Annotated in this window: 11 protein-coding genes; 2 read left to right on the top strand and 9 right to left on the bottom strand. The window is 39.5% G+C overall.

Going from position 1 to position 13940, the window contains the following annotated elements; genetic code table 11:
- Positions 1-13: 13 nt before the first annotated feature.
- From ACXAE4_RS04260 to ACXAE4_RS04250, 3 genes are all read right to left on the bottom strand, one after another.
- On the bottom strand, positions 14-787 hold the full coding sequence (locus ACXAE4_RS04260; protein WP_028411759.1) for an enoyl-CoA hydratase: 774 nt from the start codon (positions 785-787) through the stop codon (positions 14-16).
- 79 nt (positions 788-866) lie between these two features.
- Positions 867-1451 carry a TetR/AcrR family transcriptional regulator gene (locus ACXAE4_RS04255; RefSeq protein WP_013059408.1) on the bottom strand — a complete coding sequence of 195 codons (585 nt, stop codon included), beginning with the start codon at positions 1449-1451 and terminating at the stop codon, positions 867-869.
- Between the two features lie 112 nt (positions 1452-1563).
- Positions 1564-3255 carry an AMP-binding protein gene (locus tag ACXAE4_RS04250; RefSeq protein WP_098626995.1) on the bottom strand — a complete coding sequence of 564 codons (1692 nt, stop codon included), beginning with the start codon at positions 3253-3255 and terminating at the stop codon, positions 1564-1566.
- A gap of 218 nt (positions 3256-3473) precedes the next feature.
- Between ACXAE4_RS04250 and ACXAE4_RS04245 the strand changes: the two genes are divergently transcribed.
- Positions 3474-4580, top strand: coding sequence for a 5-methyltetrahydropteroyltriglutamate--homocysteine S-methyltransferase (locus tag ACXAE4_RS04245; RefSeq protein ID WP_099000514.1), 1107 nt, complete (start codon positions 3474-3476; stop codon positions 4578-4580).
- A gap of 151 nt (positions 4581-4731) precedes the next feature.
- Here ACXAE4_RS04245 and ACXAE4_RS04240 read toward each other — a convergent pair whose 3' ends face one another.
- The 5 genes from ACXAE4_RS04240 to zapA form a co-directional block, all read right to left on the bottom strand.
- Positions 4732-5139, bottom strand: coding sequence for a DUF350 domain-containing protein (locus ACXAE4_RS04240; protein WP_013059411.1), 408 nt, complete (start codon positions 5137-5139; stop codon positions 4732-4734).
- Positions 5140-5320: 181 nt separating this feature from the next.
- On the bottom strand, positions 5321-7684 hold the full coding sequence (locus ACXAE4_RS04235) for an endonuclease MutS2 (protein ID WP_028411762.1): 2364 nt from the start codon (positions 7682-7684) through the stop codon (positions 5321-5323).
- A gap of 19 nt (positions 7685-7703) precedes the next feature.
- Positions 7704-9416 (bottom strand): DNA polymerase/3'-5' exonuclease PolX, encoded by a 1713-nt coding sequence (gene polX, locus ACXAE4_RS04230; RefSeq protein WP_289578493.1) that lies wholly within the window; start codon positions 9414-9416, stop codon positions 7704-7706.
- A gap of 197 nt (positions 9417-9613) precedes the next feature.
- Complete coding sequence (locus tag ACXAE4_RS04225; protein ID WP_014458067.1) at positions 9614-10171, bottom strand: CvpA family protein; 558 nt, start codon at positions 10169-10171, stop codon at positions 9614-9616.
- On the bottom strand, positions 10168-10428 hold the full coding sequence (gene zapA / locus ACXAE4_RS04220; RefSeq protein WP_013059415.1) for a cell division protein ZapA: 261 nt from the start codon (positions 10426-10428) through the stop codon (positions 10168-10170). Before zapA ends, ACXAE4_RS04225 begins: the two co-directional genes overlap by 4 nt.
- Before the next feature lie 143 nt (positions 10429-10571).
- On the opposite strand from zapA, the gene rnhC reads away from it, so the two are divergent.
- Complete coding sequence (gene rnhC / locus ACXAE4_RS04215) at positions 10572-11486, top strand: ribonuclease HIII (RefSeq protein WP_289578494.1); 915 nt, start codon at positions 10572-10574, stop codon at positions 11484-11486.
- 33 nt (positions 11487-11519) lie between these two features.
- Here the strand turns inward: rnhC and pheT are convergent, their stop codons facing one another.
- Positions 11520-13934: a phenylalanine--tRNA ligase subunit beta gene (pheT, locus tag ACXAE4_RS04210; protein ID WP_475235522.1), complete on the bottom strand. Its 2415-nt coding sequence runs from the start codon at positions 13932-13934 to the stop codon at positions 11520-11522.
- Between the last annotated feature and the right edge of the window lie 6 nt (positions 13935-13940).

The raw sequence follows: 13940 nt of genomic DNA, 5'->3' as shown, positions 1-13940 counted from the left end.
TCCCCTCCTAAGCTTATTTTCCTAAAAATTTGGGCTGGCGCTTTTCAATAAAAGCGGCTACGCCTTCTTGAGCATCACGGCTTTTGAATACGCTTCCAAAAAATTGTGCTTCTTTTTTGATGCCGCTGTAATAAGCATCTGTTTTTACATGTTGAAGCAGCTGCAAAGTAGCTTTAACAGAGATTGGGCTTTTTTTGGCAATTTTTCTAGCAAGTAAAAATGTTTCATTGATAAGCTGACTTTCTTCAAAAGCTGCGTTTGCCAATCCTAACTCCACTGCCTCGCTGCCCGATATTGGATCACTTGTCAGCATCATCTCACAAGCCTTATGAACCCCTACATAACGAGGCAATCGCTGAGTTCCTCCAAACCCTGGTATAATTCCTAACTGAAGTTCAGGCAAGCCCAGCTTAGCATTTTCTGTTACCAAACGGATATGGCAGCTCATAGCAAGCTCTAATCCTCCGCCTAAAGCAGCTCCATGAATAGCTGCAATAACTGGTTTTGGGTAATTTTCAATATACTCAAAGAGCTCTTGGCCGTTAACAGCAAGTTTCTCGTAATCTTTTTCCTGCTGCAGTGATGTAAACTCTTTTATATCAGCTCCAGCACAAAAGAATTTCCCTTCGCCTTTAATGACGATAACCCTTGTCTCTTTGCTATCTTCTAAATGTTTTAAAACACTTGAAAGATCTTTTAATAAATCTTGAGACAAAGCGTTAGCAGGTTGTCTATTCAACGTAATGAAGCTTATTGCATCAACAGTTTCAACCTGGATAATCTCCATTTGTTTCCCCCACCCTTTCTTTCTATTTTCATTACCTTGCGCTTCTCCCCTCGCAAGGGAGCAGCAGGCTCACTTACGATTATGAGCCGCTGCAGCCGTTTAACAGCAGGGAATGGACTTTATCTACCGATTCTATTAGACCATATCGATGATCGTTCATTACCCATGTTGTGACAGTTTCATCAATCGTTCCAAAAATCATCTGTCGCGCAAGACGAATATCTATATTTTCAGAAAACTCACCCGTTTCGATTCCTGTCTGTAAAATAGAATCAATGAGAGTCAGATAATCTTTTAATACATCGTTAATTTTCAATCTTAAATCTTTGTTCGATTGACGCAGTTCAAGCTGTGTCACTGTAGCTAAATGATGATCCTCCGCTAGAAACGAAAAATGCTTGTCAATTAATACGTGAAGTTTTTCTGCCGCAGTTTCAATTCCCGCCAGTTCTTCATAAATTTTTTCTACAAACTGTCCCATCTTCTCTTGAAATAAGGAAATCAAGACATCTTCTTTGTTTTTAAAATATAAATATATCGTACCGTCTGCAACTCCAGCCTGCTTAGCAATTTTAGAAACCTGAGCATTGTGGTATCCGTTTTCTGCTATTACTACTACAGCTGCATCGATAATCTGCTTATACTTTGGCTTATTTCTTCTCAATCTTATACGCTCCTTTAAAATATGAATGATTATTCATTCATATCTTTATAATAAAGAAACCGCAAGTATCTGTCAATTATGTTTCAGCAAAAAAATCAAAGGCGACGATCGATTACGTCGCCTTTTTATGCTTTTCATTTTCTTCTTCAATCAGCGCTCGTCGCAGAATCTTCCCGACCGCTGTTTTTGGAAGCTCATTTCGAAATTCATAAAGGCGCGGAACTTTATAAGCAGCTAAATACTTTCTAGAAAACTCATTTAACTCTTCTTCAGTACATCTTACACCATTTTTTAATACAATGTAAGCCTTCACTGTTTCTCCTCTATATGGGTCAGGAACACCTACCACTACAGCTTCTTGAATTTTTTCATGCTCATATAATACTTCTTCAACTTCTCGAGGATAGATATTATATCCCCCGGCAATAATAATATCTTTCTTTCGATCTACTACATAAAAATAACCTTTATCATCCATATAGCCAACATCACCTGTTAGCAACCACCCGTCTCGCATAACAGCCTCCGTTTCTTCAGGCTGCTTCCAATATCCTTTCATGACCTGAGGACCTTTAACCGCAATTTCTCCTACTTCGCTTACAGCAGCTTCTTTACCTGTTTCAAACGAGAGAATTTTGGCATCTGTGTCTGGCCAAGGCACTCCAATGCTTCCTGGTATTCTCTCTTTCCAAAGAAAATTAGCATGAGTAACAGGAGAGGTTTCCGTCAATCCATATCCTTCCACTAGTTTACCTCCAGTGAGCTTTTCAAACTGCTCCTGCACTTCCACAGGAAGAGGAGCCGAACCGCTCATACATGAATCAATAGAAGATAGGTTGTATTTTGCTAAATCAGGATGGTTTAATAATGCGATGTAAATTGTCGGAGCACCTGGAAATAAAGTAGGCTGCTGCTTATGAATGGTTTTGAGCGTCGTTTTTGCATCAAATTTAGGCAGAAGCACCATCTCGTAGTTTTGCAAAACCGATAGAACCAGAACCGTTGTTAAACCATACACATGAAAAAACGGGATAATTCCAAGCACTTTTTCTTCTCCATGCTTGCAGCGGTATAACCAATGTGAACACATCGTTGCATTGGCTACCAAGTTTTTATGAGTAAGCATGACTCCTTTTGGAAAACCTGTTGTTCCCCCGGTGTATTGCAAAATCGCGATATCTTCGTCTGAAATTCCCTCAGCATTACATACTGCTGGAGAGGATTCACTTATAATGCGTTTAAATAAATGAGTAGTCTCCGTATGACTCACATCCACGCTTATCTTCTGCTGTTTGCGCTGAATAAATGGATAAATTATGTTTTTGGGAAATGGGAGATAGTCTTGAATAGAGGTGATGACTACGTGTTTTACACTTGTTAACGCTTTCATTTTTACTACACGCGGATATAGCAAATCGAGTGCAATAATCATGGTCGCTTCTGAATCATTCAGCTGATACTCTAACTCCCTTTCCGTATACAAAGGGTTTGTTTGAACGACTACTCCTCCGGCAAGAAGAACTGCATAAAAGGAAATGACAGCTTGAGGGCAATTTGGAAGCATAATGGCTACTCTATCCCCTTTTTTTAATCCCAGTTCAATAAGGTAAGATGACAGTTTCAAAGAATCTTGATGCAGTTGGGAAAACGTCATTTTTTTCCCTAGAAAATAGATTGCGTTTTTTTTAGGGGCTTTTTGAACTGCTTCTTCAAAAAGCTGTGCTAAATTTTTTTGCTCATAATGAAGCGTAGCAGATATTTCCTCTGGGTATTGAGAAAGCCATATCTTTTCGGTGGATTCCACACGTATCCTCTCCCTCAAAAAAATAAAAAATTAGAATTTTCTAATTAAAATTATAGTTCATTCTTTTTTTAGATGCAATCGTTATTGAATGTTCTCTTTCCTGTCTAATCACTCTTTCATCCTGCAGCGTAATAAATAAAAATTGGATTTATCCCTGTACATTATCCGAATTTTTTGTATATAATAAAAATTAGATTTTTTTTAAGGAGCTGTATGAATTGATAACAACATTGACTAAAGGACCGTTCAAAGCAGATCACGTTGGAAGCTTTTTGCGTCCTGAGCGTATCAAGCAAGCACGATTACAGGTAGAAAACGGGGAAATGACAAAGAAACAGCTTCGAGCAATTGAAGATGAAGAAATTAGTAAGCTCGTAGAAAAGCAAAAACAAATTGGATTAAAAGCCATAACAGACGGTGAGTTTCGCCGTGCGTGGTGGCACTTTGATTTTCTATCAGAACTTGTGGGCGTAGAACTTTACGAAGCAGAGTCGGGAATTCAGTTTCACGGGGTCCAAACAAAAGCTCACGGTATAAAAGTTACTGGAAAACTAGATTTTAATCACCACCCTATGATTGAAGATTATAAATTTCTTCATCAAGCGGCCGGAAAAGAACACGTGGCTAAGTTCACCATTCCAAGTCCCAATATGCTGTTTTTCAGAGGTCATATTGAAGAGTCTGCTTACTCGGATACGGATGTATTTTTTGCTGATTTAGTTAAAACATATCAAAAAGCCATTCAAGCATTTTATGATGCTGGATGCCGCTATTTACAGTTAGATGATACTGCGTGGGCGGTCTTTTTCTCAGAAAAAGGACAAGAACAAATCGCGTCAAAAGGATTTACGCCCCAAGAATTACTGAAACGTTTTACGGATGCGATCAATGAATCCATTGCGCATAAGCCAGATGATATGGTTATTACAATGCATATTTGCAGAGGGAATTTCCAGTCTACTTATACAGCAAGCGGCGGATATGAAAATGCGTCAAAAGCTATTTTCAGTCAGTTAAACGTAGATGGACTATTTTTAGAATTTGATGATGAACGCTCAGGAGGATTCCAACCTCTTCGACATGTAAAGCGAAATGACCTTCAGATTGTCCTTGGTCTTATCACATCAAAATTTGGAGATTTAGAAGATCCTGAAGCAGTGAAAAAACGAATTGCTGAAGCGGCAGAATTTGTTTCTCTTGATCAAATTTGTTTGAGTCCCCAGTGCGGATTTGCTTCTACAGAAGAAGGAAATTTACTAACTGAAGAACAGCAATGGGATAAAGTAAAGCACGTGATTTCAATTGCTGAAGATGTATGGAAGTAATCATTAAAAAAGCTGACCTGCTTTAAGGCCAGCTTTTTTGCTGTCATCACAATGTTAGGAAAAGCTATATAGATAAATAGATAAGACCAATAAGCATAAACATTCCGCATAAAATGAGTAAAATTTTCGCTAACTTCTCCATGACTCTCTCCTATCCTATCCCTGCTCCTATTACATAGGACATACCGATTGAAATAACAAGTGAAATAAACCCAACGGCTCTGTTATCTTGTTCAATTTCATCATCGATTCGAAATTTCGGCGTCAAAAATTCGAAAATAAAATAGCTGACTAGTAAAAGAACAAACCCATATATTCCCCATCCAAGCATTCTTAACAAATTGTCGTTGTGCTCAATCGAATAGCGAAAAATATTAGCTAATCCAAATATTTTCCCACCTGTTGCCATCGCAACAGCCATATTTCCTTTTTGAATCTCTTCCCAATTCTTATATTTAGTAACGAGCTCAAACACAACAAGAAAGACGACAATGCTCAAGACAACCACGCTGTAATAAGCGGCGGATTCAATATACGGGTCTTTCCAAAAATCCCTCATTTTTGCATCACTCCTAATTTATATTACACTCCACGTAATGAACTGACAGGTCTCTTTCCTTTACTTGCATCGTTCTTAAAAGAGATAGAAAACCCAACATAGTTCATGAGCCATGTCGGATTTTCCATCTTCATATATGCTTGTTCAGCGCATCCACTGACACCTTTATCTCAGCATTCTTTTACTTAAATTCCACAACCGTAACGCCAGAACCTCCTTCAGAAGCTTCTCCGAAACGAATATTTTTAACAGAACGATGATTTTTCAAATATTCCTGTACACCTTTACGAAGAGCTCCGGTTCCTTTACCGTGGATAATCGAAACGCGCGGATAGTTGGCTAACAAAGCATCATCAATATATTTTTCAACTCGAATCAGCGCATTTTCATAGCGCTCTCCTCTTAAATCCAGTTCTAGATTTACATGATAATCTTTTCCTTTTACCGTAGCAAGCGGCTTTGTTTCTACAGGTTTTGGGGAACTAATATATTCGAGATCTTTTTCTTTCACCTTCATTTTCATGATTCCCATTTGCACTTGCCATTCATTATTACTTACTCGTTCCACAAGCGTTCCTTTTTGTCCCCAGCTTAAGACTTTCACTTCATCTCCAGCTTGAAGAGTGCGCTCTTGTTTTTTCGGCACAGCCGGTTTCTTTTTACTTTTTTCAAGAGTTGGAACTGCATCTTCTAGACGCTTACGTGCTTCAATCAATTCATGCTCTTTTACAAGCGCATGATTTTTTTGACTCATTTTACGCAAATCGCTAATGATTTTCTCTGCTTCTTCAGATGCTGCTTGAACTGTGGCTTGAGCTTTTTCTTCAGCTTTTTCGTACAGCTTATCTCGTTTTTCATTAAACTCAATAATCTGACTCTGTAATTCTTTATGAAGCTTCTGAGCCTCTTTTCTTAGCTGTTCAGCTTCTTCTAGCTCATGTTCAGATTGACGGCGGCTATCTTCAAGAGAAGCGATCATATTTTCTACTTTATTTGTTTCTGAGCCAATATAGCCTTTGGCACGTTCAATTACTTCTGCACTTAAACCTAAACGTTTTGAAATTTCAAAAGCATTGCTTCGACCCGGTACACCAATCAGCAGCTTGTAAGTAGGGCTCAATGTTTCAATATCGAACTCTACGCTAGCATTGACCACTCCTTCACGGTTATAACCGTACGCTTTTAATTCAGGATAGTGAGTAGTCGCAACTACGCGAGCGCCTCTTTCATATACTTGATCTAAAATCGAAATCGCAAGCGCTGCACCTTCTTGGGGATCTGTTCCGGCTCCCAATTCATCGAACAAGACCAGACTTTCATGATCTACTTTTTGTAAAATATCTACAATGTTGACCATATGAGATGAAAAGGTACTCAGACTTTGTTCAATGGACTGCTCATCTCCAATATCAGCAAATACGTGTTTAAACACAGCCATTTCCGATCCATCCAGCGCAGGAATCTGCAAACCTGCTTGAGCCATTAATGTGAATAACCCAAGTGTTTTTAACGTTACGGTTTTACCGCCGGTATTTGGTCCTGTAATAACGATAGACGTATATTGATCACCTAGCTCAATATCATTTGCAACGACATCTTCCTGTGCAATAAGAGGATGTTTTGCCTTCACTAACTTAATATAGCCTCGATCGTTCATTTTAGGTTTTGAAGCTTTTAGCTCATGGCTATAGCGCCCTTTAGCAAACATGAAGTCCAGCTCACCTAACAAATAAACGTTTTGACGGAGTTCATTTGCCACTTCCGCTACCTGAACGGTTAGAGCAATAAGAATACGCTCAATTTCTTGTTTTTCTTTTACTTTTGCTTCTTGAAGCTCATTATTTAACGTCACAATCGCCTGTGGCTCAATAAATAACGTTGCTCCAGATGAAGACTGATCGTGCACAATGCCTCCATACGCACTGCGATATTCTTGCTTAACAGGAATAACGAAACGTTCGTTTCGAATGGTAACAATCGCATCTGACAACATTTTCTGAGCAGACGAGGAGCGAATAAGACTTTCTAGCTTTTCGCGAATACGAGACTCCGTCGAGCGAAGTTTTTGACGAATGCCTCTTAGCTGGTCGCTTGCACCGTCTAGTACTGTGCCATTCTCATCAATGCTCATTTTAATTGTTTGTTCTACCTCAGGAAGAGGCATTAGTTTTTCGATATGTTCAGTTATAATTGGAAGCTGTAAATCTTCGTCTTCTACTACTTGCTCGATAAATTGCTTGACTTGTCTTGCAGCATAAATAGTACTTGCTACATCAAGAAGTTCATTAGAGCTTAGCGTTCCTCCAATTTCAGCGCGCTTTACGCTAGGTCGAACGTCAAAGATGCCTCCTAGCGGTACGTTGCCACGCAATCGCAGCACGGTTGTAGCTTCATCTGTTGCTTCCTGCCATTTGACTACTTCTTCATACTGAGTCGAGGGAATCAAATTCGCTACTTTTTCTCGGCCTAAAGAAGAAGCTACTTTTTTCTGAAGCTGTTCCTTAACTTTATTAAACTCTAGTACATGGAAAATACGTGATTGCAAAACTGATTCCTCCTGTTGCTTATTTATGTCGATTTAAAAAGGCGGTTAATTCTTTGAGGCTATACGTATTTAATACCGTTTCTGGTTTAAGCCAGCCTTTAATTCCCGTAGATATTCCAATTTCCATATGCTCTAGCATGTCTAGATTGTGAGCATCTGTATTAATTGCAATTTTAACTCCTGCCTCTTGTGCTTTTTTTATGTGCTCAGCGGCTAAATCTAAACGGTTTGGATTCGCGTTTAGTTCAAGAGCCGTTTTTGTTTCCTTAGCTAATTCAATTAGCATATCAATATCTACATCATATCCGTTGCGGCGACCAATCAAACGACCGGTCGGATGAGCGATTAAATCTACATGAACATTATTTAACGCTTGCTTTAAACGATTCATAATTTCTTCGCGTGATTGTGAAAAACTAGAGTGAATGGACGCAATAACAAAATCTAGCTCAGCTAGCATTTCATCATCATAATCAAGTGTTGCATCGGGCAAAATATCCATTTCAATTCCTGCTAGTATTGTAAAATCATCGAACTGTGCGTTTAAACGATTAATTTCTTCACGCTGTTTGCGAATGCGTTCAGGCGTTAGACCGTTAGCTACTTTTAAATACTGAGAGTGGTCTGTAATCGCCATGTATTCATAGCCTCGCGCGCGACATGCTTCCGCCATTTCTTCAATTGAATACGCCCCGTCGCTCCACGTGGAGTGCATATGCAAATCACCTTTTACCGCACCGTAGGTCACAAGTGTTTGAGGTTTTATAAATGCATCTACTTCCGTTCCATCTTCACGAAGTTCCGGCGGAATAAAAGACAGCCCAAAATGTTCATAGAATGCTTGTTCAGACTCAAATGTCATAACTTCGCCTGTCTCCGCATTTTCAACGCCATACTCGCTAATTTTTTCACCGCGTTCTTTTGCTAATTGACGCATGCGCACATTATGATCTTTTGATCCTGTAAAATGATGAAGCGTCGTGGCAAACGCTTTATCTTCTACAAGACGAAAATCCACGGACACATCGTACTCATAGGCTAACGTTACCGATACTTTTGTATCTCCATTTGCAATGACATCCTTCACATTTGGCAGCGATACTAGCTGTTCACGGACAGCATGAGGCTCAGCTGTTGAAATAATAAAATCAAGATCTTTTACAGTTTCTCTCATGCGGCGAATGCTCCCTGCTTGAGAAAAACGCTCAATGCTATGCATATGTTTAAGGGCTTCTAAAATTTCTTCTGCTATTGGAAGCATAAAAGCAAGAGGCAAACGATCAGGACGTTTCCCAAACTCCTCAATAGCAGCGATAATTTTCTCTTCCGTCTTTTTACCAAAACCGCTTAGTCCCTGCACTCGATTTTCCATACAGGCCTGATGCAGTGATTCCATGTCTTTAATATCTAGCTCTTTATATAATTTAGCGATTTTTTTACCTCCAAGCCCCGGCAGCTTAAGCAGAGGAATAAGTCCTTCAGGAACTTCTTGCTTTAGTTCTTCTAGTACGCTTGACTCATTTGTTTCCATATACTCTGTAATAACTGCAGCCGTTCCTTTACCAATCCCTTGGAGCTTGGTAAAATCCTCAATCTCTGTCAGCGTTCTCTCGTCCATTTCTAGCGCTGCAGCTGCTTTTCGAAAAGCAGAAATTTTAAAAGGGTTATCTCCTTTTAATTCCATATATGTAGCAATTGTTTCTAAAAATTTAATAATATCCTTTTTATTCATATCTTTTCACCAGCCTATTATCATAATAACGAAACTTTCAAAACATGATGAGTGACATATGTACTCTCTCAAATTTTTATCTAGACATACTTTTATCTCCGTGAAAACCGCAGAACAGACTGCGATAAAAAAAGAGGGTATCTCAAAAGTATTATGACACTTTCGACACACCCTCTCAACAAGCTATTGTAATTTCATTACATTACACCATACTGAGTCCACAAATCTTGAATGGCAGACGATAAGTATGGAGTATTTTGTACGATATTGATTGCAATTGAAGACTGTTGAATTGGCGTTTGAATTTCACTTACAGGAATCACGGCTCCAATGTATAACAAAATAAAAACGATGATATACACTTCAACGAATCCAAGTGCACCTCCGCCCCATTTATTTAACTGGCGCAGAATTGGCAGTTCGGTTAAAGCCGTTAAAACAGAGCCTGCAAGGCGAAGTACAATGTGAGTAGCAAAAAATAAAATCGCAAATGCAATCATTCGATAAAAAGCGTCTTCTATCGTTCCAGAATCAAATACAAACGATGCGACACTTTGCTGCTGAATATTGTCTGGAAACGGAATCAACAAGCGAAGTCGGCTTGCCAAATCTCCACTAAACATATAAGCGACGATAAACGAAACCGCAAAACTGACAATATGAATGAGCTGCAAAATAAATCCTCTTTTAAGACCTGTTACAAAGCCTAAAAGAAGCAATATAATTAAAATAATATTAAGCATTGACTCAGTCATTCCTCTTTTCCATAAAGTTTTTGTTCAAGTCTCTCATAGTCTTCTTTCAGTTTTATATATTCGTGTACAGCATTCACAGCTGTTAATACTGCTAATTTATTGATATCTAAAGAAGGGTTTTTAGTACTGATTTCACGCATTTTTTCATCCACTATAGAGGCGACAAGTCGAATATGGCTTGTACTTTCGCTACCGACGATGCTGTACTGCTGACCAAAGATGTCAACTGTCGCACGTGTTTTATCTTGTCTTGACACGAGAAAATCCTCCGTTCCACGAAAAATCCTAATCCCTATCATACCACGAAGAAGACTTCAATGGAAACATATCTATATTTAAGCTATCATAAGGGATAGTGCTTATAAAGTAAACTAAAATACCCCGAAAGGAGTGAAGCATTATGTCACATGCTGTTATTAAGGTATCAGCTGATCAGATAGCTAAAATGAAGCTTCATTACACATCCTATTTGCAGCCTAAATTGCCGCAGGGAAGTATTTTTTCGGCTAAAACTCCCGGCTGTTCTATCACTGCATACCGCTCTGGAAAAGTACTTTTTCAAGGAAAAGAAGCTGAAACAGAAGCAGCTAAGTGGGGAGGTCCTTTAGATGCTTCTAAAAAGGCTCACGTCTCACATCTCCCATCAAACTTCAGTTCACTATCGGTCATTGGTTCTGATGAAGTAGGAACGGGAGATTATTTTGGTCCCATGACCGTAGTTGCTGCCTATGTTCAAAAAGAGCAGCTTCCTTTGTTAAAAGAATTAGGAGTACGAGATTCAAAAGAGTTAACGGATGCTAAAATCATTGAAATTGCCAAGCAGCTTGTTTCGTTTATTCCTTACAGTTTGCTTGTCTTACATAACGAAAAGTATAATGCATTTCAAGAAAAAGGCATGTCACAAGGTAAAATGAAAGCTCTGTTGCACAACAAAGCTTTATCCAACGTGTTAAAAAAATTGGATTCTGAAAAACCTGATGCGATTTTAATTGACCAGTTTGTTGAAAAAAACACCTATTATAAACACATCGTAAAGGAAAAAGAGATTATCAAAGAAAATGTCTTTTTCAGTACAAAAGGAGAAAGCGTTCATTTATCTGTAGCCGCTGCTTCCATTATTGCCAGATACGCATTTTTAAAACAAATGGATTTACTAACGGAAAAGACGGGGATGGTCATTCCTCGCGGAGCTGGAGCACAAGTTGATATCGCCGCTGCTAAAATTATTAAAAAACATGGCGTCAATGCGCTGAACTCTTTAGCTAAAATCCATTTTGCTAATACAGAAAAAGCTTTAAAATTAGCTAAAAAATAAGAGATGTGGAAATCCACATCTCTTTTTTTATTCTTATGAACGAAGCGTTGCACCAAATTCTTTTTCAACAGCTTCTAAAACTGCACCATGTGCTTTTGCTACTTCTTCATCTGTTAATGTACGTTCAGGATCTAAGTAACGTAAAGAGAAAGCTACAGATTTCTTGCCTTCTTCCATACGCTCGCCTTCATATAGATCAAATACTGTCACGTCTTTTAAAAGTTCTCCGCCCGTCGTATAGATGACGCGCTGAACTTCTCCTGCAAGAACGTTTTTATCTACAACAAGTGCAATATCACGTGTAATAGATGGGAATCTTGGAATAGCTGAATAACGAACTTCTTCGACATCTGCAGCTAATAGCTCTTGAAGGTGTAATTCAAACACGTATGTTTCACGAAGGCCATACTGTTTCTGAGCAACAGGATGAACTTGACCCACGTATCCAATTTCTTTTTCATCTAACCATACAGCCGCTGTACGTCCAGGGTGCATACCGTCTTTTTTAACGGGAGCATATGAGATTCGTTTCTCTAAACCAAGCTGTGCAAATAACCCTTCTAGTACACCTTTAATCACATAGAAATCAACGACTTTCTTTTCACCTTGCCAGCCGTGAGCATGCCATAGACCCGTGATTGCACCAGCTACGCGCTCCTGCTCATCCGGTAATTCCCCTTCACCTTTAGATAAGAACACTGAGCCTGTTTCGTATAGCGCAATAGAATCCGATTGACGAGCATTATTGTGCTTCACTGCTTCAAGTAAATGAGGCACTAAGCTTTGACGAAGGATACTGCGATCTTCACTCATCGGCATTGCTAAACCAATCGTACTTGTTGCATTGAGTGCAAACTGAGTAGCTTTTTCAGCGCTCGTTAACGAATAGGTTGTTGTTTGCGCTAGCCCTGCTCCCTCTAAGAAACGGCGAACTTTACGGCGTCCAAGCTGATACTCTGTTAATTTTCCTGGAGTTGCCACTGTTACAGGAAGCGTTGTAGGAAGGTTGTCATAGCCATACATGCGCGCTACTTCCTCCACGATATCTTCTTCAATTGTAATATCGCCTCGACGAGTCGGTACCGTTACAACGATGGTTTCATCTTCGACTTTGCTTTCAAATTGAAGACGGTTCATAATATCTTGTACTTCTTCCATCGATAGTTCTGTACCAAGCACATTGTTAATACGTCCAAGTGACACAGCTACAACAGCAGGTTCCACAGTTAGTGTATCTACTTCTACAGTACCGCTTACCACTTCACCTGAAGCGTATTCAGCCATTAATTCTGCTGCGCGGTCAGCAGCTACACGCGTACGGTTAGGATCAATTCCTTTTTCAAAACGAGCACTTGCCTCACTGCGAAGACCGTGGTCTTTGGAAGCTTGACGAACTGTTAAACCTTTGAAGTAAGCTGATTCAATAAGAACATTTACCGTATCGTCTTTTACTTCAGAGTTTGCTCCCCCCATTACACCTGCAAGAGCTACCGGTTCACTGCCGTTTGTAATAACAAGCTGATTGCCTTTTAATACGCGCTCTTGATCGTCAAGCGTTACAAACTTCTCGCCTTCTGACGCGTGACGTACAACAATTTCTTTTGAACCAAGACGATCATAGTCAAAAGCATGCAGCGGCTGGCCGTATTCAAGCAAAATATAGTTGGTAATATCAACAACGTTGTTATGAGGTCGAATACCAGCTGCCATTAAACGCGTTTGCATCCATAATGGTGACGGAGCAATTTTTACGTTTTTCACAACGCGCGCTACGTAAAGGGGATTGTCTTCTTTTGCCTCTACTTTAACGGAAATATAATCAGCTGCTTGCTCATCAGACGTTTGCACGTTTACTGACGGATACTTCACTTCACGACGTAAAATAGCAGCCACCTCATGTGCTACACCTAACATACTTAAGCAGTCTGAACGGTTTGGTGTTAGCCCTAGTTCTAATACTTCATCGTTTAAGTTTAATGCATCTAGCGCATCCGCTCCTACTTCAGCATCACTTGGGAAGACGAAGATGCCTTCTTGATAATCTTTTGCCACAAGCTTGCTTTCAATGCCAAGCTCTTGAAGAGAACAAATCATACCGTTCGATTCTTCACCGCGAAGCTTAGCACGCTTGATTTTAAAGTTACCTGGAAGTACAGCTCCCACTTTTGCAACCGCTACTTTTTGACCTTGTGCCACGTTAGGTGCTCCGCACACGATTTGAACGATTTCTCCTCCGCCAAGATTTACTTGACAGCGGCTTAATTTATCCGCATTTGGATGCTGTTCACGTTCTACAACGTGACCAATTACCACTCCGCTGATGCCTTTATTTAAGTTTTCTACACCTTCAACTTCAATTCCACTTTTTGTGATTTTATCAGCTAACTCTTCTGCCGTTACGCCTGATAAGTCAACATACTCTTGTAACCAACGATAAGATACAAACATCGTAGT

Source organism: Priestia sp. ABM2_011 (assembly GCF_056158845.1).
Note: the sequence above shows the minus strand (reverse complement) of the source record. Positions and strands in the feature narration are given on the sequence as shown.